Origin of the sequence: Streptomyces sp. NPDC002884 (assembly GCF_040295245.1) — a bacterium.
Lineage (GTDB): Bacteria > Actinomycetota > Actinomycetes > Streptomycetales > Streptomycetaceae > Streptomyces.
Map to the genome: position 1 here is coordinate 34439 of NZ_JBEOVB010000024.1, position 24989 is coordinate 59427.

The following is a 24989-nucleotide window of genomic DNA, read 5'->3' on the forward strand; positions in this document are numbered from 1 at the left end:
CCCCCCACTGAGGACGCCGGGCCACCGCAGTGCACAAGCATCTGTGCACAGACGAGTGTGTACGCATGTCCCAGGAACCCGGTGCCAACGAGCCCCCGGACGCGGAACACGCCTCCGCGGCTCCCGTCGAACTCGGCGACCTCGCCGCTCTCAGGGCGCTCGCCCAGCCGCGACGTCAGCGCATGCTCGAACACCTCACCCTGCACGGCCCGGCCACCTCGGCGACCCTCGCCCGCGCCCTCGGCCTGAACACCGGATCCACCAGCTACCACCTGCGTGAGCTGGCCAGGTACGGCTTCGTCGAGGAGACCGACGCGGAGAGGCCCGCGCACCGGGGCGAGAACGGCGAGAACCCGGCCGAGGCGCGGCAAGCGGAGCCGTCCACGCACCGGGAGCGCTGGTGGCGGGCGGTCCCCGGGGACCGCCGGTTCCCGCCGCGCAGCCGTCAGAGTGCCGAGATGCGGCTCGTCATGGACGAGTTGAACCACCATGCCTACGCAGCCGATCTGGACCTCTTCGAGCGGCTCCAGCGGGACGCGGAGGACGACGACCCGTGGGCGGACGCGTTCCCCTACTCGCGCGGCACCATCCGGCTCACGCTGCCCGAACTCCAGGACTTCTTCGAGGAGTACATCGCTCTCCTCAACCGCTACAAACGACCCGCATCGGCGACACCGCCGGGCGCACGCACCCTTCTCACCCGCTTCCTCGCCTTCCCCGCCTCCTCTCCCGCCCCCACTCCCTCCGACGCCCTCTCCGCCACGCCCTCCGTCGGTGACGAAAGCGAGGTCGATCCCTCGTGATGCTGCGCTATGCCCTGAAGACCGTTCGTGCCCGCAAAGCGGGCTTCCTGGGCGCCTTCCTCGCGCTGCTGTGCGCGGCCGCCCTGATCAGCGCCTGCGGGACCCTCCTGGAGACGGGGCTGCGGGGCGCCATCCGCACCGAGCGCTATGCCGATGCGCCCGTCGTGGTCTCCGCCGACCAGAACGTCCACCGGACCACCGTCGAGCACAAGAAGGGCAAGACCAAGGTCAAGCACAAGGCCAAACCCATCGCCGAACGCGCCTGGCTCCCGGCCGACCTGGAGCGCAGACTCGTCACCGCACCCGGTGTCGCTCGAGTGATTCCCGAACTCACCTTCCTCGCCGAGCCGTTGACCACCGCCGGCACCCCGGACACCGACGGCGGGCCCGCCTACGGCCACGCCTGGGACTCCGCCGCGCTGACGCCGTACCGGCTCACCGCGGGCACCGCCCCCGCGGCCGCCACCGACGTGGTCGTCGACCGCGACCTCGCCGCACGCGCCGGCCTCGCCCCCGGCGACCGGCTCACCGTCCAGTCGACACAGGCCCCGCGCACCTACCGCGTCTCCGGCGTCGCCGCCCCCGCCACAGCCGTACGCCACCAGAGCGCCCTCTTCTTCTCCACCGGGGAGGCCCAACGGCTCGCCGCACACCCCGGGCAGGTCACCGCGTTCGGCGTGCTGCCGAAGGCGGGCACCGACCCGAGCCGGCTCCGCGAGGCCCTGGCCACGGCCCTGCACGGCACCGGAGCCCAGGTCAGTACCGGCGACGACCGAGGGCCCGTCGAGTTCCTGGACGCCGCCGCGGCCCGCGTCAAGCTGGTCAGCATGGGCGGAGCGATGGGCGGCACCTCGCTGCTCGTGGCGGTCCTCGTCGTCGTCGGAACCTTCGCGCTCTCCGTCCAGCAGCGCCGACGTGAACTCGCCCTGCTGCGCGCCATCGCCGCAACCTCCGGGCAGATCCGCCGTCTCCTCGGGCGCGAGGCACTGATCGTCGCGCTGGCCGCGGGCACGGCCGGCGCGCTTCTGGGGCTCCCGCTGGGGAGTTGGCTGCACGCCAGGTTCGTCGCCCTCGGTGCCGTACCGGCCACGCTTCAGCACACCGTGAGCGCTCTCCCTCCGCTCGCCGCGGTCGCCGCGACGCTGTTCGGCGCCTGGGGCTCAGCGCGGATCGCCTCCCGCAGAGTGTCCCGGATCGGCCCTGCCGAGGCGTTGGCCGAGGCCCGGACCGAGCCCACCCGGCCCGCCTGGGGGCGCCTCCTCGCCGGCCTGCTGCTGCTCGCGGCCGGGGCGGTCCTCGTCACCCTGCTCGGCTTCCTGCGGACCGAGCCCGCCTCGACGCCCGTGACATTCCTCGCCGTCGTCGTACTGTCCACCTCCGTCGCGCTGCTCGGGCCGCTCCTGGTCAAGGCGGCCGCGTCTCTCCTCGCCGGACCGCTGCGCCTGACCGGTCCCGGCGGCAGGCTCGCCACCGCCAACCTCCACGGGAACGCCACCCGCATGGCCTCCGTCGTCACCCCTCTCACCCTGCTCGTCGGCATGGCCTGCACGGTGCTGTTCGTCCAGCCCACCCTCGGCGACGCGGCCCGCGCCCAGGTCCGCGAGGGCGTACGCGCCGACTGGGTCGTCGCCTCCCAGGGGCCCGGTGTGCCCGCCGAGGCGGCACGACGACTGCGTACGCAGCACGACGTCGTCACCGAAGTGGTCCGTACGACCGTCCGGGTCGGCCTCGACAAGTACGCGGCCCAGGGCGTCACTCCGGCCGCCGTCAGCCGTACCTGGGACCCCGATGTCACCGCCGGCTCCCTCGGCGGGCTCACCGAGCACACCGTCGCCGTCAGTGAACTGGCCGCGGACCACCTGCACCTGACGCCGGGAAGCACCCTGAAGCTCACGCTCGGCGACGGCACGCCCGCCACACTCACCGTCGCCGCCGTCTACGCCAGGGGCCTCGGCTTCGGAGACCTCACCTTCGCGCACGACCTGGTCGCCCGCCACGTCGACAACCCGCTCGCCTCCTCCCTGCTCGTCAGCACGACCCGTACACAGACACAACTCGCGACTACGCTGCGTGAGTTCCCGGGACTTCGGGTGATTTCCCCGGCCGCCGCCGACACGCTGCGGGCGGAGCGGCAGCAGGCGAACGCCGAGGTCAACTTCCTGGCCATGGGACTCGTGCTGGCGTTCACGGCCATCGCCGTGGTCAACACGCTCGCCATGTCGGTCGCCGAACGGGTCCGGGAGTTCGCGCTGCTGCGTCTCGCGGGAGCGACCCGTCGGCAGGTGCTGCGCATGCTGCGTACCGAGACCCTGTCGGTCCTGCTCCTCGCCGCCGCCCTCGGCAGTGCCATCGCCCTGGCGGTCCTGACCGCGTTCAGCATCGGCATGACGGGACGGGCGGCCCCGGCGGTCGTGCCGCTCGTGTACGCCACGGTGGTCGCCGGGGCCGGGCTTCTCGCGCTGGTCGCCACCGCTGTGCCGGGACGCCTGGCGCTGAGGGTGCGCGCGGTGACGGCGGCGACGGCGCAGGAGTGAGGGACGCTCCCCCTCTCCGTCGGGAGGCGTGATCTCCGAGACCCCCAGGGAGCGCAGGATTACCTTGCGTTCCCAGAAGGGTGAGCCCGTCCGGTTCGCCGGTACCGTCTGCTGCCGCCCGTGAACCCCCTTCTCTCCTGCGGGGGTTGTCTCCCGCACCTTCCGACAGGCGGCCTTGCCATGCCCGTGCCCACCCGTTCCCGAAGACCGCTCGTCGTCCCGGTCCTCGGCGCCGGTCTACTGCTCACCGGCTGTGGATTGTGGCCCTCGCAGGCCACGGCACCCGCGGGCGCGGTCGAGGGCAGGATCACGCTGGGCTTCGTCAACGGCGGTACCACCGAGTTCCATACGTGCCTCCAGGAGTCCGTCGAGCGGACGGCCCGCAACAACGGCGTCCATCTCTTCACGGCCAACTCGCGCCAGGACGGCGCCACGGAGGTGTCCAACATCGGGGACATGATCGCCCGCAAGGTGGACGCGCTGGTCGTACAGACCGTCGACGTCGACGCCCTCAAGGGGGACATCGCCGAGGCGAAGGCCGCCGGGGTGCCGATCTTCCTCACCTCGGTGGCCCCCGACGACACGTCCGACCTCCTGGGGGCCGTCGTGGTCGATCTGAAGGAGGTCGGGGAACTCGACGCCGAGTGGATCGAGCGGGACGCCGCCGGCCGGGAGGTCGGCGTCGCCGTGATCGCGGGAGCCCCCGGCGCCGCCTCCGACCTGCTCACCGAGGCCTTCACCAAGAAGCTGCCGGACAACGCCAAGGTGGTCGCGAGCCGGCCCGGCATGTACGACCCCGTCAAGGCGGGCAAGGTCGCCGCGGCCATGATCAAGGACGATCCGGGCCTGGACTACGCCTTCGTCGCCAATGAGGAGATGGCGTTCGCCGCCCGGAAGGCCTTCGACGCGGCCGGTGCCGAGGGCGTCAGGATCGTGACGGTCAACGGCACCGACGAGGCGCTGGCCGCGCTCAAGGCCGGCAGCCTCGCCGCCACCGTCTCCAACTCGGCCGCGGACACCGGCGAACTGGCGGTGCAGAACGTCATCTCCCTGCTGCGCAAGGACGACAGGGCCGACAGGATCGACAAGACACCCGTCCGCCTGGTCACCAGGGACAACGCGGACACGGCCCCGCTGTACTGCCCGCCGGGCGACTGAGCCCGGCGCCCCACGGCCCCGCTACGACGTCACGGGGAGCCCCGCCGCCCGCCACGCCTGGAAACCACCGACGAGGTCGGTGGTCCGGTGCAGCCCCAGCTGGTGCAGGGAGGCGGCGGCCAGGCTCGACGCGTAACCCTCGTTGCAGATCACGACGGCCCGTACGTCATGACTCGTGGCCTCGGGGAGGCGATGGCTGCCCTGGGGATCGAGGCGCCACTCCAGTTCGTTGCGCTCGACGACCAGGGCACCGGGGATCAGACCGTCCCGCTCGCGCAGGGCCGCGTACCGGATGTCGACGAGCAGCGCCTCACCCGCGCGGGCGGCCTCGTACGCCTCCCGCGCCTCCACGCGCGCGTACCCGGCGCGCACCCGCTCGAGCAGCTCGTCCACGCCCGTCGGCCGTTCGTCCGTCGGACGCCCCTCCCGAGGTGCGCTCGGGCCGCTCACTGCCAGTCCTCCGGGCGCTCGACCTGCTCCAGCCGCAGGACATGTCCGGTACGGCTGTAGCGGCGGATGCGCGGCAGCGGGGGGTAGTAGGCGTGGACGGAGACGGCGTGTTCCTCGGTGGACCGGTTGAGGACCTCGTGGACGTGGTGGCGTCCGAAGGAGCGGCCCCGGCCGGCGGGCAGGGTGCGCTCCCGGTCCACGCCGTCCGTCAGCTCGAGGGTCTTCCAGCCGTCGGTGGGCAGCCGCGCGGCGAGCGAGTACTCCTGCAGCTCGCCCCGCGCGGTCAGGAAGGCGCCGACCGAGTCGGCGTGGTCGTGCCAGCCGGTGCCGGTGCCGGGCGGCCAGCCGATCAGCCAGGCCTCGCTGCCGCCGGGGCCCTCCAGGCGCACCCAGGTGCGGCCTTCCGGGTCGAGGGGGAGCGAGGCGATCAGCTCGGTGTCGGCGGCTGTGCGCCGGACGAAGTCGAGGAGGTCGGCCTGTGTGGGCGCGGCGACGGCGGCGGTGGGCACGGAAGGAGAGACAGACACGGGTACCGTCCTGAGAACGTTCGCGGGAGCGCACGGCCGCGCACGGAGCGGGGTGCGCATCGGCGGCGCGCGCCGGTGGGAAAGGGGGATGCGAGTTCAGCAGGACGGGCGACACACGCAGCCCGCATAGCGGACGAGGTCCATATGGACCCTCCGCCACAGGCGCACATCGGTGTCGGTCACGATCCGGAGTACACCATGCCGGTGTACCCCGGTCAACTCACTGTCACGATGTGGACCGCACAGTCACAGCCGGTACGACCGTGCGTTTCCCGCTCGGCTCTCTCCCGGTTCTCCTAGGGGCGTCGTCCGGTCGTCGTCCGGTTGTCGCCGGGTCGTCGTGCGGTCGTCGTGCGGTCTTCTCGCGGGCGGATGCCGGGCGGGTCCGTGCGTCACTTGGCCGCGGAGCCCGCCGTGGCCCCCGCTTCCGAGGTCTCCCGCGACCCCGTGGGACCGCCCACCGTCGCCTCCGCCGCCGCGTACAGGTCGGCCGCGCGTACTCCGTTGAGCGCGGTGACCAGACGGCCGTCGGGCCGGATCAGCAGAACGGTGTGCGCGGCCGCGCCCGGATAGCTCTCGGCCACCAGCAGCTCGGCCGGGCTGGGCAGGGCCGTCACCGCGGCGGCGAGCCGGGGCATGATCCCGGCGCCCACCCAGTGCCTGCGCTCCCACACGCCGGTGCCCGGTGCGATCAGCAGGACGAGCAGGGCACCGCGCCCCAGCCGGTCCCGCAGCCGTACGAACGAGCCGTCCTCCGCGGTCACCCGCACGTCCTCCACCGGCGCGCCCGGAGCCGTGTCCACCGGCACCTCCGCCTCCAGGTGCCGGGGCGCGAGCGGCGAGCCGTCGTAGGCGCCCGGCGCGCCCAGCGGACCGCGGCCCAGGTGACCGTCGGTGAGCAGCACGTCGTGACCGCGGGCCGTGCCGGGGACGTACGCCCTTATGCCGGCGCCGCCGCGCAGCACCGGCAGCGCCTGGTCGGCGGCGCGCAGCCGGGCGGCGACGGCCGCGCGCCGCTCCGCCTGGTAGCTGTCGAGCAGCGCCTCGTGCGACCCGTGGTGCCAGGCCAGGGCCAGCTTCCAGGCCAGGTTGTCGGCGTCCCGCAGGCCCTCGTCGAGGCCCTGGGTGCCGAGCGCGCCGAGCAGGTGCGCGGCGTCCCCGGCGACGAAGACCCGTCCCACGCGCCAGCGGCGGGCCAGCCGGTGGTGCACGGTGTGGACGCCGGTGTCGAGCAGTTCGTAGGCCGGCGTGGAACCGCCGCTCCAGCCCGCCAGGGTCTCGCGGATGCGCGCCACGAGCAGCTCGGGCGTGACGAGGTCCTTGCCGGGCGGCAACAGCCAGTCCAGGCGCCAGACGCCGTCCGGCAGCGGGCGTCCGGTGACTTCCCCGGCGGAGGGGCCGGTCACCCGCCACGGCGGTGTCCGATGGAGCAACGCCTCGTCGGGCCACGGAAGTTCCGTGCGCAGCGCGGCGACGGCGTGTCGCTCCACCGCCGTACGGCCGGGGAAGCGGATGTCGAGGAGTTTGCGGACGGTGGAGCGCGGGCCGTCGCAGCCGACCAGGTGGCTGCCGCGCCACCAGGTGCCCCGGGGGCCGCGGGTGTGGGCCGTGACGCCGGAAGGTTCCTGCTCGATGCCGTCCAGGCGGCTGTCCACGGCGATCTTCACCAGCCGCTGCCCCACCAGGGCGGCGCGCAGGATGCCCGTCAGCACATGCTGGGCGATGTGCAGGGGAGCGGGGTCCGTCGCGTCGTCGAACCTGACCTCGCGCGTCACCTGCTTGCGCCGCATCGACCGCCATCCGGCCCAGTGGACTCCGGCCTCGTCGAGGGACGTTCCGGTGAGCCGCTCGACGAGGGCGGCGGTGTCCTCGCGCAGGACGACGGTGCGCGCGAGCCGTGGTTCGTCCTTGCCGGGGCCCTCGTCGAGGACCACGGACGGCACCTGCTGGCGCGCCAGCGACAGGGCGAGCGTGAGCCCCACCGGCCCCGCTCCGACGATGATCACCGGGTCCACGGCGTGCCGCCCCCTGCCCGCGACGGTGTCCTCAGGGACGTATGGGAACTAGAGGTAGGAGCAGGGTGCACGATCACAGAACGTATGCAACCCATTGCCGCTGCTTGCGTCAAGTGACGGAGGCAGTGGCGCGCACGCCACTGCCTCCGTACAGGTCACACCACTTGAGCGGGTGTCAGGCCGACGCCCCGCTTCCGAAGCCGCCGCCGACCTCGGCCGCGTTCAGATCGTCCACCTTGTCGACGCCGAGGACCGCGCCCGTGCTGCGCTTGCTGCGCCGCAGGTAGCGCTCCAGCCAGCTCGCGAAGCTGGTGAGGATGAAGTTCAGCACGATGAACATGATCGCGACGACGATGAAGCTCGGGATCACGTTGGCGTAGTTGGCCGCCAGCGTGCCGCGGGAGTTGAGCAGCTCGGGGAACCCGAGCATCACGCCGCCGAGCGCGGTGTCCTTCACGATGACCACCAGCTGGCTGACGATCGCGGGGAGCATCGCGGTGACCGCCTGCGGAAGCAGGATGCTGGACATCGTCTGGCCCTTGCGCAGGCCGATCGCGTACGCGGCCTCCGTCTGCCCCTTGGGCAGGGAGAGGATGCCGGCCCGGACGACCTCGGCGAGGACCGAGGCGTTGTAGAGCACCAGGCCGGTGACGACGGCGTAGAGGGGCCGGTCCTCGCTGGTGACGTCCGTGGAGCGGGCGTAGAACTCGTTGGCGAACAGCATCAGCAGGAGCACCGGGATCGACCGGAAGAACTCGACGACCGTGCCGGCCACGGCCCGCACCCACCGGTGGTCGGACAGGCGGGCGATACCGAAGACCGCGCCGAGCGGAAGGGCGATCACCATGGAGAGCGCGGCCGCTTTGAGCGTGTTCTCGAGGCCGGGCAGCAGATACGTCGTCCAGGCCTCGGACTCGGTGAACGGCTTCCACAAGGCGGAGGTGAGCTGGTCCTTGTCGTCCATCTTCTGCCACACCCACCACAGGGCCAGCGCGAGGAGGACGAAGAAGACCACCGAGAAGACGACGTTGCGCCGCTTGGCGCGGGGGCCGGGAGTGTCGTAGAGGACCGAGCTCATCGCTTCACCGCCAGTCGCTTGCTGAGCCAGCCGAGGATGAGGCCGGTCGGCAGGGTCAGTACCACGAACCCGAACGCGAAGACCGCGCCGATGAGCAGCGTCTGCGCCTCGTTCTCGATCATCGTCTTCATCAGGTAGGCGGCCTCGGCGACGCCGATGGCGGCCGCCACCGTGGTGTTCTTGGTCAGGGCGATCAGGACGTTCGCCAGTGGCCCGATGACCGAACGGAACGCCTGCGGCAGCACGATGAGCGTCAGGGTCTGGGTGAAGCTCAGCCCGATGGCCCGGGCCGCCTCCGCCTGCCCCATGGGCACCGTGTTGATGCCGGAGCGGATCGCCTCGCACACGAAGGCCGCGGTGTACGCGGCCAGACCGAGCACGGCGAGCCGGAAGCCCTGGACCTTGAAGTCCTCGGCGCCCAAAGTCATACCGAAGACGTCGGCGAGGCCGAGCGAGCTGAAGAGGATGATGACCGTCAGGGGGATGTTCCGGACGATGTTGACGTAGGTGCTGGCGAACCCGCGCATCAGCGGGACCGGGCTGACCCGCATCCCGGCCAGCACGGTGCCCCAGATCAAGGAGCCCACGGCGGAGAGGGCGGTGAGTTTCACCGTCATCCAGAACGCCCCTAGGACGTCGTAACCTTCAAGAAAGTCGAACACGATCTCCCGCGCTTCCGGGTGGGTGGCGTATGTGGAGGGCGGGGCGCGCCGCCGCCGTGATCGCGACGGACGGCGGCGCACCGCGATTACCCCGCTGTGCTGAGCCGGTGGTTACGAGGCGTTCGGGACGATGACGCCGATCTTCGGGGCGGCCTCGTTCTTGTAGCCCGCCGGGCCGAAGTTGGCGTCGACGGCCTTCTGCCACGAGCCGTCGCTGACCATCTGCTCCAGCGCCTTGTTGATCTTGTCCACGGTCGCGGAGTCGCCCTTCTTGACGCCGACGCCGTAGTTCTCGTTGCTGAGCTTCAGGCCCGCGAGCTTGAACTTGCCCTTGTACTGCTCCTGCGAGGCGAAGCCGGCGAGGATCGAGTCGTCGGTGGTGACCGCGTCCACGGAGCCGTTCTGAAGGCCGGCGATGCACTCCGAGTAGGAGCTCACCTCCTTGAGGTTCGCCTTCGGGGCGATCGACTTCTGCACGTTCTGCGCGGAGGTCGAACCGGTCACGGAACACAGGTTCTTGCCGTTGAGGTCGTCGCCCTTGGCGATCTTCGAGTCCGACTTGACCAGCAGGTCCTGGTGGGCCAGCAGGTACGGGCCGGCGAAGTCGACCTTCTGCTTGCGCTCGTCGTTGATCGAGTAGGTGGCCGCGATGAACTTCACGTCACCGCGCGCGAGGGCGTTCTCGCGGTCGGCGCTCTTGGTCTCGACGAACTCGATCTGGTCCGGCTCGTAACCGAGCTGCTTGGCGACGTAGGTCGCGACGTCCACGTCGAAGCCGGCGAAGGACCCGTCGGGCTTCTTCAGACCGAGGCCGGGCTGGTCGTACTTGATGCCGACCTTGATCTTGCCGCTGCCGCCGCTGGAGCTGCTGCTGCCGCTGTCGTCCTTGTTGTCGTCGCCGCCGCAGGCGGTCGCGGTCAGGGCGAGAACGAGGACAGCGGCGGAGGCGGCGGTGACCTTGCGAAGCTTCATGAGGAACTTCCTTAGAAGAGTGATGAAGTACTGCGGGCGGTGCGGGTTCCGTCAGTGATGCAGGTCAGTGGTGCAGGATCTTCGACAGGAAGTCCTTGGCACGGTCGCTGCGCGGATTGCTGAAGAACTGGTCGGGCGCAGCCTCTTCGACGATGCGTCCGTCCGCCATGAACACCACGCGGTTTGCAGCCGATCGTGCGAAACCCATCTCATGGGTGACGACGATCATCGTCATGCCGTCCCTGGCCAGCTGCTGCATGACTTCGAGGACCTCGTTGATCATCTCGGGGTCCAGAGCCGACGTCGGCTCGTCGAAGAGCATGACCTTCGGGTCCATCGCCAGCGCCCGCGCGATGGCGACGCGCTGCTGCTGACCGCCGGAGAGCTGCGCGGGGTACTTGTCGGCCTGGGTGGCCACACCGACCCGGTCGAGGAGGGCGCGCGCCTTCTCCTCGGCCTTCTTCTTGTCGGCCTTGCGGACCTTGACCTGGCCGAGCACCACGTTCTCGAGCACCGTCTTGTGCGCGAACAGGTTGAACGACTGGAACACCATGCCGACGTCGGCGCGCAGCCGGGCCAGTGCCTTGCCCTCCTGGGGCAGCGGCTTCCCGTCGATGGTGATCGCGCCGTCGTCGATCGTCTCCAGGCGGTTGATGGTGCGGCACAGGGTCGACTTTCCGGACCCGGAGGGCCCGATGACCACGACGACCTCGCCGCGGTCGATCGTGAGGTCGATGTCCTGGAGAACGTGCAACGCGCCGAAGTGCTTGTTGACGCTCTTCAGGACGACCAGTTCACCGCTCGCGACCGCGTCTTCCTTGGTCACCGATACTTCGGTCATCGCTCTGGTGCTCCGTCCTCCTCGGTTTCGGAGGACAGTAGTGACCTGCCGCGACCAGCGTCATTACATCTGAGGGGAATCTGAGCATCACGATCCGATAGCAATCGGACACGTGTCGTAGCACTTGCGACCTGCGGGCGTATCGGGCGGATAACGGAAGCCCGGTGCAACCGGAACCCTCTTGACTGCGTCCTCGTCCATCAGCGTGACTGCCATGATGCACACACGCGTGTGCCCGTGTTTCTCCGACCGGAGAACCGAACGCCCGTTTTAGTGAGTCAGACCGTACGACCGATGAACCGGAGGAGGCCGGCATGAGACTGCTGCTCGTCGAGGACGACAACCATGTCGCCGCCGCCCTGTCCGCGGTCCTGAAGCGGCACGGTTTCGACGTCACCCACGCGCGCAGTGGCGAGGAGGCGCTCCAGGCCCTCGTCCCGGAGGGCCCCGGCTTCAGCGTCGTGCTGCTCGACCTGGGCCTTCCCGACCAGGACGGGTACGAGGTCTGCGGCAAGATCCGCAAGCGCACCGCCACGCCGGTGATCATGGTGACCGCCCGTTCCGACGTGCGCTCCCGCATCCACGGCCTCAACCTGGGCGCCGACGACTACGTGGTGAAGCCGTACGACACCGGGGAACTGCTCGCCCGTATCCACGCCGTCAGCCGCCGCACCGTCCACGAGGACCCGGAGGCCGGCGGGGAGGACGCGCTGCGCCTGGGCCCCGTGCACATCGAACTGCCCACCCGGCGCGTCACGGTGGACGGCTCGGTCGTCCAGCTGACCCGCAAGGAGTTCGACCTCCTGGCGCTGCTCGCCCAGCGCCCCGGTGTGGTCTTCCGCCGGGAACAGATCATCAGCGAGGTGTGGCGCACCAGCTGGGAGGGGACCGGGCGCACCCTGGAGGTGCACGTGGCCTCGCTGCGCGCCAAGCTGCGCATGCCCGCGCTGATCGAGACCGTGCGCGGCGTCGGCTACCGGCTCGTCGCCCCCGGCGCGTAGCGGGGACCGCGGTTGCGTACACGTCTTCTGCCGCTGCTCATCGTGCTGATGGCGGCCGTGCTGCTGGCCCTCGGGGTGCCGCTGGCCGTCAGTGTGGCGGGCGCCCAGCAACAGAACGTGGTCGTCGACCGCATCGACGACACCGCGCGGTTCGCGGCACTCGCCCAGTTCGTCACCGCCTCCTCGGGCGTCAACGACTCCGCGTCCGCCACGAACGAGCGACGCGCGACGCTCAGCCGGGAACTCGACAGCTACTACGACGTCTACGGCATTCGTGCCGGTGTCTTCTACGGCACGGACACCCCCATGGCTCATGCCCCGAGGGACTGGTACCTCCCCGAAACGGGGGAGGTGCGGGAAGCCTTCGAGGAGGCGCTGCTCAGCCGTCGCAGCCACGACCCCCGGCAGGTGTGGCCGTGGCAGCGCAACCGGCTCGTCGTGGCGTCGCCGGTCATCCGGGACGGTGACGTCGTCGCCGTCGTCGTCACCGACTCGCCCACCGGGCCGATGCGGTCGCGGATCCTGCACGGCTGGCTGGTCGTCGGCGCGGGCGAGATCGCCGCGATGCTGCTGGCCATCGGCGCGGCCCTGCGGCTGACCGGCTGGGTGCTGCGGCCGGTGCGGGTCCTGGACGCCACCACCCACGAGATCGCGAGCGGCCGGCTGAAGTCCCGGGTCGCGGTGGCCGGCGGGCCTCCGGAACTCCGGCGGCTGGCCGGGGCGTTCAACGAGATGGCGGACAACGTCGAGGACGTGCTGGAGCAGCAGCGGGCCTTCGTCGCCGACGCCTCGCACCAACTGCGCAACCCGCTCGCCGCACTGCTGCTGCGCATCGAACTGCTGGGGTACGAACTCCCCGAGGGCAACGAGGAGATCGCCTCCGTCCAGAACGAGGGCAAGCGACTGGCCCAGGTCCTGGACGACCTGCTCGACCTGGCCCTGGCCGAGCACGCCGAGGCCGACCTGCGGGTCACCGACATCGGCGCGCTGACCGCCGAGCGCGTCGCCGCCTGGGCGCCCACTGCTGCGGCCAAGGGCGTCCGACTGGTCGGCGACTGCCCGCCGACCACGGCATGGGCCGACCCGGTGACGCTGTCCAGCGCCCTGGACGCCGTGATCGACAACGCGGTGAAGTTCACCCCGCGGGGGGAGAGCGTCACGGTCACGGTCGCGGCCGACGGGGCGACCTCGACCGTCGTGGTCACCGACAACGGTCCGGGGCTGACCGACGAGGAACTCACCCGCGTGGGCGACCGTTTCTGGCGCAGCGGCCGCCACCAGAACATCAAGGGCTCGGGGCTGGGCCTGTCCATCTCCCGGGCGCTGCTCGCGGCGGGCGGCGGCTCCCTCTCCTACGACCATCACGAGCCCGGTGGACTGACGGCGACGGTGTCGGTGCCGAGGTCGCCGACGTCGTAGCCGGGGGTCCTACGGTCGGGTCCTACGGTGCCGAGGGTCCTAGGGTCCAGGGCCGGCCCCGCGGTGCCAGGGGTCCTACGGCTTGACGGAGCGGTAGTAGCGCCGGGCGCCCTCGTGCAGCTTCAGCGGGTCGGTGTAGATGGCCGTGCGCAGGTCGACCAGCTGCGCGGAATGCACATGCGCACCGATCCCGTCCCGGCTCTTGATCACGGTCCGGGTCAGCCACTCGGTGAGCCGGGGTGCCATGTCCGTACGGGTCATCAGCAGGTTGGACACCGCGATCGTCGCCACGGTCGAGCCGTTCTGGATCGTGGGGTACGCCGACTCCGGCATGTTCGTGGCCCGGTAGAACCCGGTGGAGTCGTCCTGGTCGTGCATCTTGGCGACGAGGTCGGGGCCGATCGGCACGAACCGGAAGGTGAAGTTGTCGGCCAGCTTCTCCAGCCCGGCCGTCGGCACCCCGCCGGACCAGAAGAAGGCGTCGATCTTTCCCTTCTCCAGCTGCTCGGGACCGGTGTCGATGCCCTGGGACACGGCCTTGATGTCCTTGGCCGGGTCCAGGCCCGCCGCCTTGAGCACCCGCTCGGCGATCAGCCGCACGCCCGAGCGGGGCAGCCCGGTCGCCACGGTCCTGCCCCGCAGGTCCGCGACGGACCGGACGTCCGAGTCGCGCGGCACCACGAGCTGGACGTAGTCGTCGTACAGGCGGGCCACCCCGCGCAGCCGGGCGGCCGAGCCGGGGTGCTGCCGCTCGTACGTCTCCACCGCGTCGGCCGCGGCGATGGTGAAGTCGGCCTCGCCGGTCGCCACGCGCGCGACGTTCTCCTGCGATCCGTTGCTGGTCGACAGCTTCACGTCCAGGTCGGGCATGTCGCGGGCGAGCTCCGCGCGCAGGCGGCTGCCGTACTCGTAGTACACGCCGCTCGACGTGCCCGTGCTGAAGGTGATCGACCCGCTCGGCGGGTCCTCGCCCAGCGGCAGCAGCCACCACAGCAGCAGCCCGAGGACGACGACACCGGCGGCCGTGCCCTGGAGGGCGCGGCGCCTGCCGATACGGGAGAACAACGGGGACATGGGCGCGATCCTGCCAGCCGGGACGCGGTGCTGACCAGGGCGGGGCTCACAGGGGCCGGTTCCGGGCCGGAGTGTCAGTGGCCGTCGTTACAGTCGGTGCATGAGTTCCTCGCCCGCCGAACTGGTCCGTGAGTTCCACCGTGCCTTCGGGCTCGACGCCCGCAGCACGCCGACGGAGGTGTCGCCCCGCCTTGCCGCGCACCGCGGAGAGCTCCTCGCCGAGGAGGCGGCGGAGGTCGCCGAGGTGTCGGTGAGCGGCCCGCTGGACCGGCTCGCGCACGAACTGGCCGACGTCGTCTACGTCGCCTACGGCACGGCCCTGGTGCACGGGATCGACCTAGACGCGGTGCTCGCCGAGATCCACCGGTCCAACATGACCAAGCTGGGCCCCGGCGGTCAGGTCGCCCGCCGTGCGGACGGCAAGGTCCTCAAGGGCGAGCACTACGAGATACCGGACGTGTCCGCGGTGCTGCGCCGCCAGGGCTGGACCCCTGACGGCGCGGCCTGAAGCCGGTGGTCCGGTCAGGAGGCTGAGCCGCCGCCCGCCAGCTTCCCCTCCCGGTGCAGCGCACCCAGCGGGATGTCCCGCTGGAACACGGGCGTGCCGAAGATCGTCAGCTGGAGCCGCAGGGTGCCGCTCAGGTCGACACCGCCGTACACGGCCCAGGAACCGTCGGCATCGAACACCGAGTCGGTGCCGGTGACCGTGCCGGTGCCCTCGCCGCGGACGTAGGGCGCCAGATCGGCGACGACGCCGACGCTGCCGTACAGGCCGACCGTGGCCTGGGCGCCGAGGGCGGCTTTCACGCTGCCGGCGGTGGTGACGGAGGTGCGCACCGGGGTGCTCTTCATGTCCGAGGAGCTGACGGGGGTCCAGCCCTGGCCGAGGCCGAAGGTGCCGCCCGCCGCGAAGTCGCCCTGGAGGCTCTGCTCCACGTCGACGGTGATCCTGCCGTCGCCGGTGATCTGGAGGTAGCAGGTCAGGTCCAGGTTGACCACCACGGGCACGGGGCCGACCTGGAGGACCGGATCGGCGTGCAGGGTGGCGAAGGGGATCCGCACCGGCGTGGCGGAGGCGCCCGCGCGGCCCTTGAGCGACCAGCCCGAGGTCCAGTCGCCGGACACGCCGAGGTAGGCCGAGGCGGGCGCGGCGTCGGCGCCCTCGCCGCCGTAGCGGAAGTCGACCTGCGGGGCGACCTGTACGAAGCCGGAGACGGAGGCGTCCGCCGACGCGGCAGCCGAGGGGGACGTGTTCCCGACGGTCGGAAGGTCGGCCCTCACGTCGAGCCGCAGGCTGCCGAGCGGAACCGTCGCGCCCTGCGGGCCGACGTGCGCGTCGGCCGACTTCGACCAGGAGACGTCGACGTCGGGCAGCAGCTCGTCGATGTCGAACGCGGCCGGGTCGACGGGCACGCTGCCCTTGGCGGTGTCGTCCCCGAGCAGGGCGTTGAGCCGAGCCGGTGCGGTCTGCACCTCGGTGCCCTCGTCGGTCTCGCCGATCACCTTCGTGACCTCGGCGAGGAGCCCGTCCGGCGCACCGGGCGCGGGGGCGCTGGCGATGACGTCCCCGACGGCGGTGCGGTGCGGCGCCGACGAAGCGCCCGGCGAGACCGAGGGCGAGGAGGGGCTCGTCGCGGAAGGTGGGGCGGAGGGTGCGGCGCCGGACGAGATGACGGCCCGCCGGGTCCTGCCGTCGTACGAGCTGACGCTGAGCTTCGTCCGGTGGGCCCGCCCTTCCGAGTCGCCGGCGTGGGCGGTGGCGGTCGCGGTGCTGCCCGTGGGGGCGGCGGCCACCGCCAGCGAACGGTCGGCGGCGGAGGCGGCGGTCTCCGCGTCGGCCCGACGGGCGGCCGCCGAGGAGGAGGGTTCGGCCTGCGAGGAGGGGGAGGAACAGCCCGCGGCGAGGAGGAGGGCGGATACGGCCAAGGCGGGCATGAGGGCACGGGAGTGCCTCGTGCGTCTACGCAAGGTCAGTCCTGGAGGTGGGGGAGACGAGGGGGGACCGGCCTGGCGGACGATGCCTACTGGCCGGTAATAAGCCATGAGCATGCCATGGCTGTCTCCTCACCACTCCCCGATCCGGAGACCCCGCGATGTGACGTACGGCACGGGTGCGGTGAGGGCCCGCAGCGTCCCGGAGTAACCCGCTGCTGTCCCGTGCGGTCCAGTGCGTCCGGAGTGACCCGGTGCTGTCCCGTGCGGTCCGCTGCGGTCCGGGCCCTCACCGCGCCTCAGTCGCGTACCGGCGTCTGCGTCCTCGCCTCGGGCAGCTGCTCCACCGTGCCGGGGGTACCGGAGGCGCCTGGGGTGCCTGGGGTGCCGGGGTCGTGGGGCGGTCGGCGCCGGGCCCACCAAGCCGCCAGCGGCTCCGTGTAGCGGGCGGTGAGCGGGCCCACGACGACCAGGATCAGGACGTACGCCGTGGCCAGCGGTCCGAGAGAGGGCTCGATCCCGGCGGTGACCGCCAGCCCGGCGATGACGATCGAGAACTCCCCCCGGGCCACCAGCGCGCCGCCCGCGCGCCAGCGCCCCTTGACCGAGATCCCGGACCGCCGGGCCGCCCAGTAGCCGGTGGCGATCTTCGTGGCGGCGGTGACGACCGCCAGCGCGAGGGCGGGCAGCAGGACGGGAGGGATGCTCGCCGGGTCGGTGTGCAGCCCGAAGAAGACGAAGAAGACCGCGGCGAACAGGTCGCGCAGCGGGCTCAGCAGCGTGTGCGCGCCCTCGGCGACCTCCCCGGACAGCGCGATGCCCACCAGGAACGCCCCCACGGCCGCCGACACCTGGAGCTGCTGCGCCACGCCGGCGACCAGGATGGTGAGCCCCAGCACGACGAGGAGCAGTTTCTCCGGGTCGTCGCTCGACACGAACCGGGAGATGACGCGGCCGTAGCGCACCGCCGCGAACAGGACGAGTCCCGCGACGCCCAGCGCGATCGCCAGGGTGACGCTGCCGGCCGCCAGCCCGACCCCGGCCACCAGGGCGGTGACGATGGGCAGGTAGACCGCCATGGCCAGGTCCTCGAGGACCAGCACGCTGAGGATCACCGGGGTCTCCCGGTTGCCGACCCGGCCCAGGTCGCCCAGCACCTTGGCGATCACCCCGGACGACGAGATCCAGGTGACGCCCGCCAGCACCACGGCCGCCACCGGCCCCCAGCCCAGCAGCAGCGCGGCGGCCGCGCCCGGCAGGGCGTTGAGGGCGCAGTCGACGAGACCGGCCGGATAGTGGGCCTTGAGGTTCGAGACCAGATCGCTGGCCGTGTACTCCAGGCCGAGCATCAGCAGCAGCAGGATGACGCCGATCTCGGCACCGGTGGCGACGAACTCCTCGCTCGCGCCGAGCGGCAGCAGCCCGCCCTCGCCGAAGGCCAGACCGGACAGCAGATACAGCGGGATCGGCGAGAACCGGAAACGGGCGGCGAACCGGCCGAGCAGGCCGAGGCCGAGGATGATGGAACCGAATTCGATCAGCAGGACTGCGGAATGCACTCGATCACTCCCGACCGAGTATGGCCGCGGCCGCGTCCACACCTTCGCGGGTGCCGATGACGATGAGGGTGTCGCCGCCCGCGAGCCGGAAGTCCGGCGCCGGGGAGGGGATCGCCTCGGCCCGCCGCAGCACCGCCACGATCGAGGAGCCGGTCTCCGTCCGCATCCGGGTGTCGCCCAGCAGCCGCCCGTTCCAGCGCGAGGTGGCCGCCACCTCGATGCGCTCGGCGACCAGCCCCAGGTCCGTGGTGTAGAGCAGGCTGGCGCTGTGGTGGGACGGCATCAGCGCGTCGATCAGCGAGCCCGCCTCGGCTCCGGTCAGCCGTAGGGAGTGGGCGCACGACTCGGGGTCGTCCGCCTGGTACAGACCGACCGTCCGCGTACCGTCACGGTGGGCCACCACGGACAGGTGGCGCTGCTCCCGCGTCACGAGGTCGTACTGGACTCCGATGCCTGGCAGCGGTGTCGTCCGGAGGCGTGGAGCAGACACGTTTCTTCCCCTTGCTGGTCGTTGCTGGTCGTTTCCTGGTGACGTCTGGGACGAGTGCCCAAAGCCGCCATGCTGTCATCCCCCCGTACGGTGACGACATGGGTGTCGTGACGGATGGACAGGGCCGACGGTGGGCGGAGAGGCTGGTCACGGCAGTGCCATGGAGGGGCCGCCGGGCCCGGCGGGAAGGCCGGCAGGATCCGGAAACCGGAAGGCCCGGAGGCACCGCAGGGGCTGAAGGGGCGGAAAGAGCAGCACGAGACGAACGAGCTGCACGAGACGAACGAGATAGGCGAGTCGGACGGGTCGGGCTGGTCGGGCGAGTCGGGCGAGGAGGAGCCGCGCACATGTCACTGTTCTGGCGGATCTTCGTGCTCGACGCCGTAGGCCTGGTCATCGCGGCCGCCCTGCTGCTCGGCCCGGTCACCGTCTCCACGCCCATACTGCCGGGCGAGGTGCTCGTCGTGGTCGCGGGTCTGGCCGCGCTGCTGACCGTCAACGCGGTCGTGCTGCGCGTCGGACTGGCCCCGCTGGGACGGCTGGGACGAGCCATGGCCGACGCCGACCTGCTGCACCCCGGGGCCCGTGCCGTGGTCTCGGGGCCGGTCGAGACCGCCGAGCTGATCACGACGTACAACGCGATGCTGGACCGGCTGGAGGCCGAGCGCGCCGCCAGCGCGGCCGGGGCGCTGTCCGCCCAGGAACGAGAGCGCCACCGCATCGCCCGTGAACTCCACGACGAGGTCGGCCAGACCCTCACCGCCGTGCTGCTCCAGCTCAAGCGCGTCGCCGACCGGGCCCCGCAGGACCTGCGCGAGGAACTCGGCCAGGCGCAGGAGGCCACCAGGTCCGGCCTCGACGAGATCCGCCGCATCGCCCGTCGGCTGCGCCCCGGCGTCCTCGACGAACTCGGACTGCTGAGCGCCCTGCGCTCGCTCGCGGGCGAGTTCACCACCCATGGCCTGTCGGTGCGCCACGACCTCCGCGCCGGCCTGCCCCCGCTGACCGAGGAGACGGAACTCGTGCTCTACCGCGTGGCCCAGGAGGCCCTCACCAACACCGCCCGGCACTCCGGCGCCGACCGCGCCGAACTGTGTCTGCGCCCGGTCGCCGGCGGCGTCGAGCTCCTCGTACAGGACAACGGCAGGGGCCTGGGTCCGGCGGACGGCGAGGGCGCCGGGATCCGGGGGATGCGCGAGCGGGCCCTGTTGATCGGCGCGACCCTCACGGTGTCGTCGAGGGCGGACGGCGACGGCGGGACGGGCATAAGGCTGCGGGCGGCCGCGGGTGCCGGCCGGGCGGACGCGACGGCCCCTGTCGGAGGCCGCTGATGGCGGACGGCACGGCACCGCCCTCATCCGGGTCGGCGATCCCTCCGACCCGGGTCCTGCTCGCCGACGACCACACCCTCGTACGGCGGGGGGTACGGCTCATCCTGGACGGCGAGCCCGACCTGACGGTGGTCGCCGAGGCCGGGGACGGCGCCGAGGCGGTCGAGCGCGCCCGGGCCGGGGACATCGACCTGGCCGTCCTCGACGTGGCCATGCCCCGGATGACCGGGCTCCAGGCGGCCCGTGAACTGTCCCGCCGCCTCCCGGCCCTGCGCATCCTCATCCTGACGATGTACGACAACGAGCAGTACTTCTTCGAGGCGCTGAAGGCCGGAGCCGGCGGGTACGTCCTGAAGTCGGTCGCCGACCGGGACCTGGTCGAGGCGTGCCGGGCGGTGGTGCGGGACGAGCCGTTCATCTATCCGGGCGCGGAGCGGGCCCTGGTCCGCTCGTACCTGGACCGGCTGCACCGCGGCGACGGTGTCGACGGGCTGCCCGCGCGGCCCATCACCGAGCGCGAGGAGGAGATCCTCAAGCTCGTCGCCGAGGGGCACACCTCCAGGGAGATCGGCACGCTGCTGTTCATCAGCGCCAAGACGGTGGAACGGCACCGCGCCAACCTCCTGCAGAAGCTCGGCATGCGCGACCGTCTGGAGCTCACCCGCTACGCGATCCGCGCGGGCCTCATCGACCCTTGACGCCCGGTGCGGGTGCGCGGGTCACCGAGCGCGTCACCGAGGTCTCCGACGGGCCGGGCGCGCACTTCCCGCCGCCGGCCGTCCCGCCGGGAGCGGCGGTCAGGGCGTCGTCGTAGCCGTGGGACAGAGGCAGACGGGTGTTCCTCGGGGAGCGCCTACCCTTGAGCCATGACCAGCAGCAGCGACCGGAGCCTCGCAGTGGACGTTCACACACCCAAGAGCTACGAGATCCGCACCTATGGGTGCCAGATGAACGTCCACGACTCCGAGCGATTGTCCGGGCTGCTCGAAGAAGCCGGGTACGTACGCGCCCCCGAGGGGTCCGACGGTGACGCGGACGTCGTCGTCTTCAACACGTGCGCGGTGCGCGAGAACGCCGACAACCGCCTCTACGGCAACCTCGGTCGGCTCGCGCCGAGGAAGGCGAGCCGTCCCGGGATGCAGATCGCGGTCGGCGGCTGTCTCGCCCAGAAGGACCGCGACACCATCGTGAAGCGGGCGCCCTGGGTGGACGTCGTCTTCGGCACGCACAACATCGGCAAGCTCCCGGTCCTGCTGGAACGCGCACGCGTGCAGGAAGAGGCCCAGGTCGAGATCGCCGAGTCGCTCGAGGCCTTCCCCTCGACCCTGCCGACGCGGCGCGAGAGCGCCTACGCGGCGTGGGTGTCGATCTCCGTCGGCTGCAACAACACCTGCACCTTCTGCATCGTCCCGGCCCTGCGCGGCAAGGAGAAGGACCGCCGGACCGGCGACATCCTCGCCGAGATCGAGGCGCTGGTCGGCGAGGGCGTCTCCGAGATCACCCTGCTCGGCCAGAACGTCAACGCCTACGGCTCCGACATCGGCGACCGCGAGGCCTTCAGCAAGCTGCTCCGCGCGTGCGGCGCGATCGAGGGCCTGGAGCGCGTCCGCTTCACCTCCCCGCACCCGCGCGACTTCACCGACGACGTCATCGCGGCCATGGCCGAGACGCCCAACGTGATGCCGCAGCTGCACATGCCCCTCCAGTCCGGCTCGGACACGGTCCTGAAGGCGATGCGCCGGTCCTACCGGCAGGAGCGTTACCTGGGGATCATCGAGAAGGTGCGGGCCGCCATCCCGCACGCGGCGATCACCACCGACATCATCGTGGGCTTCCCCGGCGAGACCGAGGAGGACTTCGAGCAGACCCTGCACGCGGTCCGTCAGGCCCGTTTCACGCAGGCGTTCACCTTCCAGTACTCCAAGCGCCCCGGCACCCCGGCCGCGACCATGGAGAACCAGATCCCCAAGGAGGTCGTGCAGGCGCGTTACGAGCGTCTCGTCGCCCTCCAGGAGGAGATCTCCTGGGAGGAGAACAAGAAGCAGGTCGGCCGCACCCTGGAGTTGATGGTGGCCGAGGGCGAGGGCCGCAAGGACGGCGCCACCCACCGCCTCTCGGGCCGCGCCGCCGACAACCGTCTGGTCCACTTCACCAAGCCGGAGCAGGAGGTGCGCCCCGGTGACGTCGTGACCGTCGAGGTGACGTACGCCGCTCCGCACCACCTTCTGGCCGAGGGCCCCGTCCTGGAAGTGCGCCGCACGCGCGCGGGGGACGCCTGGGAGAAGCGCACCGCCGAGAAGGCGGCGAAGCCGGCCGGTGTCCTGCTCGGCCTGCCCAAGATCGGCGTGCCCGCGCCCCTGCCGGTGGCGGCGGGCAGCGGCTGCGGCTGCGACTGACGGCCGGCGCGACGCCCGGTCGGTAGCCCGGTGGCCCTCCTGCGGGGTTACCCTGCCGATCATGCTTGTCGCCGCCGCTGTCTGCCCCTGTCCGCCCCTGCTGGTGCCCGAGGTCGCCGCGGGCGCCGCGCCCGAGCTGGACGCCGCGCGAGCCGCCTGCTCGGACGCGCTGGCCGTGCTGGCCGCCGCCCGGCCGGACCGGCTCGTGGTCGTCGGGCCGGCCGAGCAGTCCGGGCGTGGCCCGCACCCGGAGGGCGGACGGGGTTCGTTCTCCGGCTTCGGGGTGGATCTCGCCGTACGGCTGGGCCGGGCCGGCGCGGACACACCGTCCACACGCGAACTCCCGCCGTCCCTCGCCGTGGCCGCCTGGCTGCTCGAGCGGACGGGGTGGTCGGCCGCCGCCGTCGAGGGGCTCGGCGTCGGTGAACCGCTCGCGGCCGAGCGGTGCGTCGAAGTCGGCCGCGGCATCGGCGCGGCGGCGGAGCGGGTGGCGCTGCTGGTGATGGGCGACGCCAGCGCCTGCCGGACGCTGAAGGCGCCGGGCTATCTCGACGAGCGCGCGGCACCCTTCGACGCCGAGGCCGCGCGGGCGCTCGGCACGGCGGACCTCGCGGCCCTCAAGGCGCTGGACGCCGACCTGGCGTACGAGCTCAAGGCCTCGGGCCGGGCGCCCTGGCAGGTGCTGGCGGGCGCGGCCGAGGGCGCCGGACTGACGGGCGCGCTGCTCTACGAGGACGCGCCCTACGGGGTGGGATACGTGGTCGCGGCCTGGTCGTAGGCGGCGGACGGCGGTGCCGTGCGGGCCCGGGCGCGAGTGGCACCCGCCGGAAACGGCGGACGGCCGCGAGCGTTTGCGCTGCGCGGCCGTCCGCCGTTCCAGTGGGCCGGTCCGAGGCTGCTGATCAGGAGGCCGGCGGGGGAGTGCTCGGCGGGGTGAAGGTGTCGCCGCCCCCGGCGGGTTCGTCCTTGTGAGCCAGCCGGTCCATGGCGCCCTTGGCCTTACCGGTGCCCGACTGGATCCTGTCGCTGTACTTGCCCTTGGTCTTCTCGTCGACGACCTTCGCGGCCTTGTCGAGACCGTGCTGAACCTTGTCCCCGTGCTGTTGCGCGAGGCCCGAGACCTTGCCCTTGGCCGGGGAGAGTTTGGCCTTCAAATTGTCCAAAAGACCCATGGAGCACCTTCCTCGCGGGGGTTCCGTCACGCGCGGGCGGCTTCGCCCGCTTCGCTGTCGGCCGCCTCTTCGGCGGACTGCTGCCGGGGAATCTCGACCCCGTCGGTGGCGGCGACGGCGACGGGTTCCGTCGTCTTCACCGGCTCCGTCCCGGCGACGTCTCCGGCGTCCTCCGCCTCCTCGGCCTCGGCCGGCTCCCGGGCCGACGTCGGCCCGTCCGTCCGTTCGCCCGTCCGCTCCGCCTCGACGTCGTCCGCCGGCGTAGCGGCCGGCGCGTCGGCGGCGCCCGCCGTCTCCGTCGTCTCCGCCGTCGCCTTCTCCGTCGTCCTCGACCTCCGGAAAATTCGCGCCAATACGCCCATAACCACTCCATACGGTACTCGTGCGGGCGAAATCCCGCGTTGGCCGGTGCGTCCGTTTGCGCCACCGGGGTCACCGCCCCCGTGCGGGGAGACGGGAATCTCGCAACGGGCAACGACGTCGGACCGGCCTTGTCACGTAACTCGTTCGAGGGCGGGGGTCGGGGTTTGCGAGACTGGTGCCGTGAGCAGCGCACCTCCCGTCCCCCACGTCATCGCCGTCGTCGGACCGACCGCGGCCGGAAAGTCCGATCTGGGCGTATTCCTGGCCCAGCGGCTCGGCGGCGAGGTCGTCAACGCCGACTCCATGCAGCTCTACCGAGGGATGGACATCGGCACCGCCAAGCTGACGCCCGATGAGCGCGGTGGCGTCCCGCACCACCTCCTGGACGTCTGGGACGTGACGGAAACCGCCTCCGTCGCCGAGTACCAGCGGCTGGCCCGCGAGAGAATCGACACCCTGCTCGCCGAGGGCCGTTGGCCGATTCTCGTCGGCGGCTCGGGGCTGTACGTCCGAGGCGCCGTCGACAACCTGGAGTTCCCCGGCACCGACCCCGAGGTCCGGGCCCGGCTGGAGGAGGAGCTCACGCTGCGCGGCTCAGGCGCGCTGCACGCCCGGCTGGCCGCCGCCGACCCCGAGGCCGCGCACGCCATCCTGCCCGGCAACGGCCGCCGTATCGTCCGGGCCCTCGAGGTGATCGAGATCACCGGCAAGCCCTTCACGGCCAACCTGCCCGGTCACGACTCGGTCTACGACACCGTCCAGATCGGGGTCGACGTGGCGCGCCCCGAACTCGACGAGCGCATCGCCCGCCGCGTCGACCGGATGTGGGACGCGGGACTCGTCGACGAGGTCCGCGCGCTGGAGGCGCGGGGCCTGCGTGCGGGGCGCACGGCCTCGCGTGCGCTCGGCTACCAGCAGGTTCTCACCGCCCTGGCCGGCGAGTGCACCCAGGACGAGGCGCGCGCCGAGACGGTCCGTGCCACCAAGCGCTTCGCGCGCCGTCAGGATTCGTGGTTCAGGCGCGATCCGCGGGTGCACTGGTTGAGTGGGGCCGCTGCTGACCTCACAGAACTTCCGGAGCTTGCGCTGGCGTTGGTGGAACGACCGGTTACAGCCTGATCACGTCATGGCATCGGGACGCCCAGGCCGTCATCCGGGCATCCGGCGCCGTGCCATCATCGAGCTTCGATCGACCAAGTGGAGTCCGAGTTG

At 71.8% G+C, this 24989-nt stretch carries 25 protein-coding genes; 11 read left to right on the forward strand and 14 right to left on the reverse strand.

Features of this window, described 5'->3' with window-relative positions; translation table 11 throughout:
- The first annotated feature begins 65 nt into the window (after positions 1-65).
- The 3 genes from ABT070_RS33170 (at position 66) to ABT070_RS33180 (ending at position 4495) form a co-directional block, all read left to right on the forward strand.
- Entirely contained in the window at positions 66-803 is a 738-nt protein-coding gene (locus tag ABT070_RS33170; RefSeq protein ID WP_351766125.1) for a winged helix-turn-helix domain-containing protein, read from the forward strand.
- Positions 800-3337 (forward strand): FtsX-like permease family protein, encoded by a 2538-nt coding sequence (locus ABT070_RS33175; protein ID WP_351766126.1) that lies wholly within the window; start codon positions 800-802, stop codon positions 3335-3337. The genes ABT070_RS33170 and ABT070_RS33175 overlap by 4 nt, the downstream gene beginning before the upstream one ends.
- A 180-nt stretch (positions 3338-3517) precedes the next feature.
- On the forward strand, positions 3518-4495 hold the full coding sequence (locus tag ABT070_RS33180) for a sugar ABC transporter substrate-binding protein (protein WP_351766128.1): 978 nt from the start codon (positions 3518-3520) through the stop codon (positions 4493-4495).
- A 21-nt stretch (positions 4496-4516) separates the two neighbouring features.
- Here the strand turns inward: ABT070_RS33180 and ABT070_RS33185 are convergent, their stop codons facing one another.
- The 8 genes from ABT070_RS33185 to ABT070_RS33220 form a co-directional block, all read right to left on the reverse strand.
- Positions 4517-4945 (reverse strand): rhodanese-like domain-containing protein, encoded by a 429-nt coding sequence (locus ABT070_RS33185; RefSeq protein WP_351766130.1) that lies wholly within the window; start codon positions 4943-4945, stop codon positions 4517-4519.
- The gene (locus ABT070_RS33190) at positions 4942-5472 is read right to left on the reverse strand and encodes a cupin domain-containing protein (protein WP_451101814.1); all 531 of its coding nucleotides are present in this window, start codon (positions 5470-5472) and stop codon (positions 4942-4944) included. Before ABT070_RS33190 ends, ABT070_RS33185 begins: the two co-directional genes overlap by 4 nt.
- A gap of 96 nt (positions 5473-5568) precedes the next feature.
- Positions 5569-5655, reverse strand: a complete 87-nt coding sequence (locus ABT070_RS33195) for a putative leader peptide (protein WP_311605579.1) — start codon at positions 5653-5655, stop codon at positions 5569-5571.
- 209 nt (positions 5656-5864) lie between these two features.
- A complete protein-coding gene (locus ABT070_RS33200; RefSeq protein WP_351766134.1) occupies positions 5865-7487 on the reverse strand; it encodes an FAD-dependent monooxygenase in 1623 nt (540 codons plus the stop codon).
- A gap of 175 nt (positions 7488-7662) precedes the next feature.
- On the reverse strand, positions 7663-8565 hold the full coding sequence (locus tag ABT070_RS33205; protein WP_351766136.1) for an amino acid ABC transporter permease: 903 nt from the start codon (positions 8563-8565) through the stop codon (positions 7663-7665).
- Complete coding sequence (locus ABT070_RS33210) at positions 8562-9227, reverse strand: amino acid ABC transporter permease (protein WP_351766138.1); 666 nt, start codon at positions 9225-9227, stop codon at positions 8562-8564. The genes ABT070_RS33205 and ABT070_RS33210 overlap by 4 nt, the downstream gene beginning before the upstream one ends.
- A 111-nt stretch (positions 9228-9338) precedes the next feature.
- The gene (locus ABT070_RS33215; RefSeq protein ID WP_351766140.1) at positions 9339-10199 is read right to left on the reverse strand and encodes a glutamate ABC transporter substrate-binding protein; all 861 of its coding nucleotides are present in this window, start codon (positions 10197-10199) and stop codon (positions 9339-9341) included.
- 64 nt (positions 10200-10263) lie between these two features.
- Entirely contained in the window at positions 10264-11040 is a 777-nt protein-coding gene (locus tag ABT070_RS33220; RefSeq protein WP_351766141.1) for an amino acid ABC transporter ATP-binding protein, read from the reverse strand.
- A gap of 314 nt (positions 11041-11354) precedes the next feature.
- Here ABT070_RS33220 and ABT070_RS33225 point away from each other — a divergent pair, with 314 nt between their 5' ends.
- Both ABT070_RS33225 and ABT070_RS33230 read left to right on the forward strand, forming a co-directional pair.
- Positions 11355-12041, forward strand: a complete 687-nt coding sequence (locus ABT070_RS33225) for a response regulator transcription factor (RefSeq protein ID WP_351766143.1) — start codon at positions 11355-11357, stop codon at positions 12039-12041.
- 12 nt (positions 12042-12053) lie between these two features.
- Positions 12054-13460 (forward strand): sensor histidine kinase, encoded by a 1407-nt coding sequence (locus ABT070_RS33230; RefSeq protein ID WP_351766145.1) that lies wholly within the window; start codon positions 12054-12056, stop codon positions 13458-13460.
- Between the two features lie 75 nt (positions 13461-13535).
- Here ABT070_RS33230 and ABT070_RS33235 read toward each other — a convergent pair whose 3' ends face one another.
- Positions 13536-14534: a TAXI family TRAP transporter solute-binding subunit gene (locus ABT070_RS33235; RefSeq protein WP_351766147.1), complete on the reverse strand. Its 999-nt coding sequence runs from the start codon at positions 14532-14534 to the stop codon at positions 13536-13538.
- A 100-nt stretch (positions 14535-14634) separates the two neighbouring features.
- On the opposite strand from ABT070_RS33235, the gene ABT070_RS33240 reads away from it, so the two are divergent.
- Positions 14635-15042 (forward strand): pyrophosphohydrolase domain-containing protein, encoded by a 408-nt coding sequence (locus tag ABT070_RS33240; RefSeq protein ID WP_351766149.1) that lies wholly within the window; start codon positions 14635-14637, stop codon positions 15040-15042.
- A gap of 14 nt (positions 15043-15056) precedes the next feature.
- Here the strand turns inward: ABT070_RS33240 and ABT070_RS33245 are convergent, their stop codons facing one another.
- The 3 genes from ABT070_RS33245 to ABT070_RS33255 all read right to left on the reverse strand — a co-directional run bounded on the left by ABT070_RS33245 (position 15057) and on the right by ABT070_RS33255 (position 18515).
- The gene (locus ABT070_RS33245) at positions 15057-16469 is read right to left on the reverse strand and encodes a hypothetical protein (RefSeq protein ID WP_351766151.1); all 1413 of its coding nucleotides are present in this window, start codon (positions 16467-16469) and stop codon (positions 15057-15059) included.
- Between the two features lie 296 nt (positions 16470-16765).
- The gene (locus tag ABT070_RS33250) at positions 16766-18025 is read right to left on the reverse strand and encodes a cation:proton antiporter (RefSeq protein ID WP_351766153.1); all 1260 of its coding nucleotides are present in this window, start codon (positions 18023-18025) and stop codon (positions 16766-16768) included.
- 4 nt (positions 18026-18029) lie between these two features.
- On the reverse strand, positions 18030-18515 hold the full coding sequence (locus tag ABT070_RS33255) for a cation:proton antiporter regulatory subunit (protein WP_351766155.1): 486 nt from the start codon (positions 18513-18515) through the stop codon (positions 18030-18032).
- Positions 18516-18862: 347 nt separating this feature from the next.
- On the opposite strand from ABT070_RS33255, the gene ABT070_RS33260 reads away from it, so the two are divergent.
- The 4 genes from ABT070_RS33260 to ABT070_RS33275 all read left to right on the forward strand — a co-directional run bounded on the left by ABT070_RS33260 (position 18863) and on the right by ABT070_RS33275 (position 23020).
- Positions 18863-19846, forward strand: a complete 984-nt coding sequence (locus tag ABT070_RS33260) for a sensor histidine kinase (RefSeq protein ID WP_351766159.1) — start codon at positions 18863-18865, stop codon at positions 19844-19846.
- The gene (locus ABT070_RS33265) at positions 19846-20544 is read left to right on the forward strand and encodes a response regulator (RefSeq protein WP_351766161.1); all 699 of its coding nucleotides are present in this window, start codon (positions 19846-19848) and stop codon (positions 20542-20544) included. The genes ABT070_RS33260 and ABT070_RS33265 overlap by 1 nt, the downstream gene beginning before the upstream one ends.
- Positions 20545-20712: 168 nt before the next feature.
- A complete protein-coding gene (gene miaB / locus ABT070_RS33270; protein ID WP_351766162.1) occupies positions 20713-22242 on the forward strand; it encodes a tRNA (N6-isopentenyl adenosine(37)-C2)-methylthiotransferase MiaB in 1530 nt (509 codons plus the stop codon).
- 61 nt (positions 22243-22303) lie between these two features.
- The gene (locus ABT070_RS33275; protein ID WP_351766163.1) at positions 22304-23020 is read left to right on the forward strand and encodes a class III extradiol dioxygenase subunit B-like domain-containing protein; all 717 of its coding nucleotides are present in this window, start codon (positions 22304-22306) and stop codon (positions 23018-23020) included.
- A 124-nt stretch (positions 23021-23144) separates the two neighbouring features.
- Here ABT070_RS33275 and ABT070_RS33280 read toward each other — a convergent pair whose 3' ends face one another.
- Positions 23145-23414, reverse strand: a complete 270-nt coding sequence (locus tag ABT070_RS33280; RefSeq protein ID WP_351766164.1) for an antitoxin — start codon at positions 23412-23414, stop codon at positions 23145-23147.
- 26 nt (positions 23415-23440) lie between these two features.
- Entirely contained in the window at positions 23441-23776 is a 336-nt protein-coding gene (locus tag ABT070_RS33285) for a hypothetical protein (protein ID WP_351766165.1), read from the reverse strand.
- Positions 23777-23957: 181 nt separating this feature from the next.
- Between ABT070_RS33285 and miaA the strand changes: the two genes are divergently transcribed.
- Positions 23958-24896 carry a tRNA (adenosine(37)-N6)-dimethylallyltransferase MiaA gene (miaA, locus tag ABT070_RS33290; RefSeq protein ID WP_351766167.1) on the forward strand — a complete coding sequence of 313 codons (939 nt, stop codon included), beginning with the start codon at positions 23958-23960 and terminating at the stop codon, positions 24894-24896.
- Positions 24897-24989: the final 93 nt, after the last annotated feature.

Excerpts from the sequence above, each read along its gene's own strand:
- ABT070_RS33170 (WP_351766125.1), top strand. The coding sequence starts at position 66 with ATGTCCCAGGAACCCGGTGCCAACGAGCCCCCGGACGCGGAACACGCC.
- ABT070_RS33180 (WP_351766128.1), top strand. The coding sequence starts at position 3,518 with ATGCCCGTGCCCACCCGTTCCCGAAGACCGCTCGTCGTCCCGGTCCTC.
- ABT070_RS33205 (WP_351766136.1), bottom strand. The coding sequence starts at position 8,565 with ATGAGCTCGGTCCTCTACGACACTCCCGGCCCCCGCGCCAAGCGGCGC.
- ABT070_RS33215 (WP_351766140.1), bottom strand. The coding sequence starts at position 10,199 with ATGAAGCTTCGCAAGGTCACCGCCGCCTCCGCCGCTGTCCTCGTTCTC.
- ABT070_RS33220 (WP_351766141.1), bottom strand. The coding sequence starts at position 11,040 with ATGACCGAAGTATCGGTGACCAAGGAAGACGCGGTCGCGAGCGGTGAA.
- ABT070_RS33225 (WP_351766143.1), top strand. The coding sequence starts at position 11,355 with ATGAGACTGCTGCTCGTCGAGGACGACAACCATGTCGCCGCCGCCCTG.
- ABT070_RS33235 (WP_351766147.1), bottom strand. The coding sequence starts at position 14,534 with ATGTCCCCGTTGTTCTCCCGTATCGGCAGGCGCCGCGCCCTCCAGGGC.
- ABT070_RS33240 (WP_351766149.1), top strand. The coding sequence starts at position 14,635 with ATGAGTTCCTCGCCCGCCGAACTGGTCCGTGAGTTCCACCGTGCCTTC.
- ABT070_RS33245 (WP_351766151.1), bottom strand. The coding sequence starts at position 16,469 with ATGCCCGCCTTGGCCGTATCCGCCCTCCTCCTCGCCGCGGGCTGTTCC.
- ABT070_RS33260 (WP_351766159.1), top strand. The coding sequence starts at position 18,863 with ATGTCACTGTTCTGGCGGATCTTCGTGCTCGACGCCGTAGGCCTGGTC.
- ABT070_RS33265 (WP_351766161.1), top strand. The coding sequence starts at position 19,846 with ATGGCGGACGGCACGGCACCGCCCTCATCCGGGTCGGCGATCCCTCCG.
- miaB (WP_351766162.1), top strand. The coding sequence starts at position 20,713 with ATGACCAGCAGCAGCGACCGGAGCCTCGCAGTGGACGTTCACACACCC.
- ABT070_RS33275 (WP_351766163.1), top strand. The coding sequence starts at position 22,304 with ATGCTTGTCGCCGCCGCTGTCTGCCCCTGTCCGCCCCTGCTGGTGCCC.
- ABT070_RS33280 (WP_351766164.1), bottom strand. The coding sequence starts at position 23,414 with ATGGGTCTTTTGGACAATTTGAAGGCCAAACTCTCCCCGGCCAAGGGC.
- ABT070_RS33285 (WP_351766165.1), bottom strand. The coding sequence starts at position 23,776 with ATGGGCGTATTGGCGCGAATTTTCCGGAGGTCGAGGACGACGGAGAAG.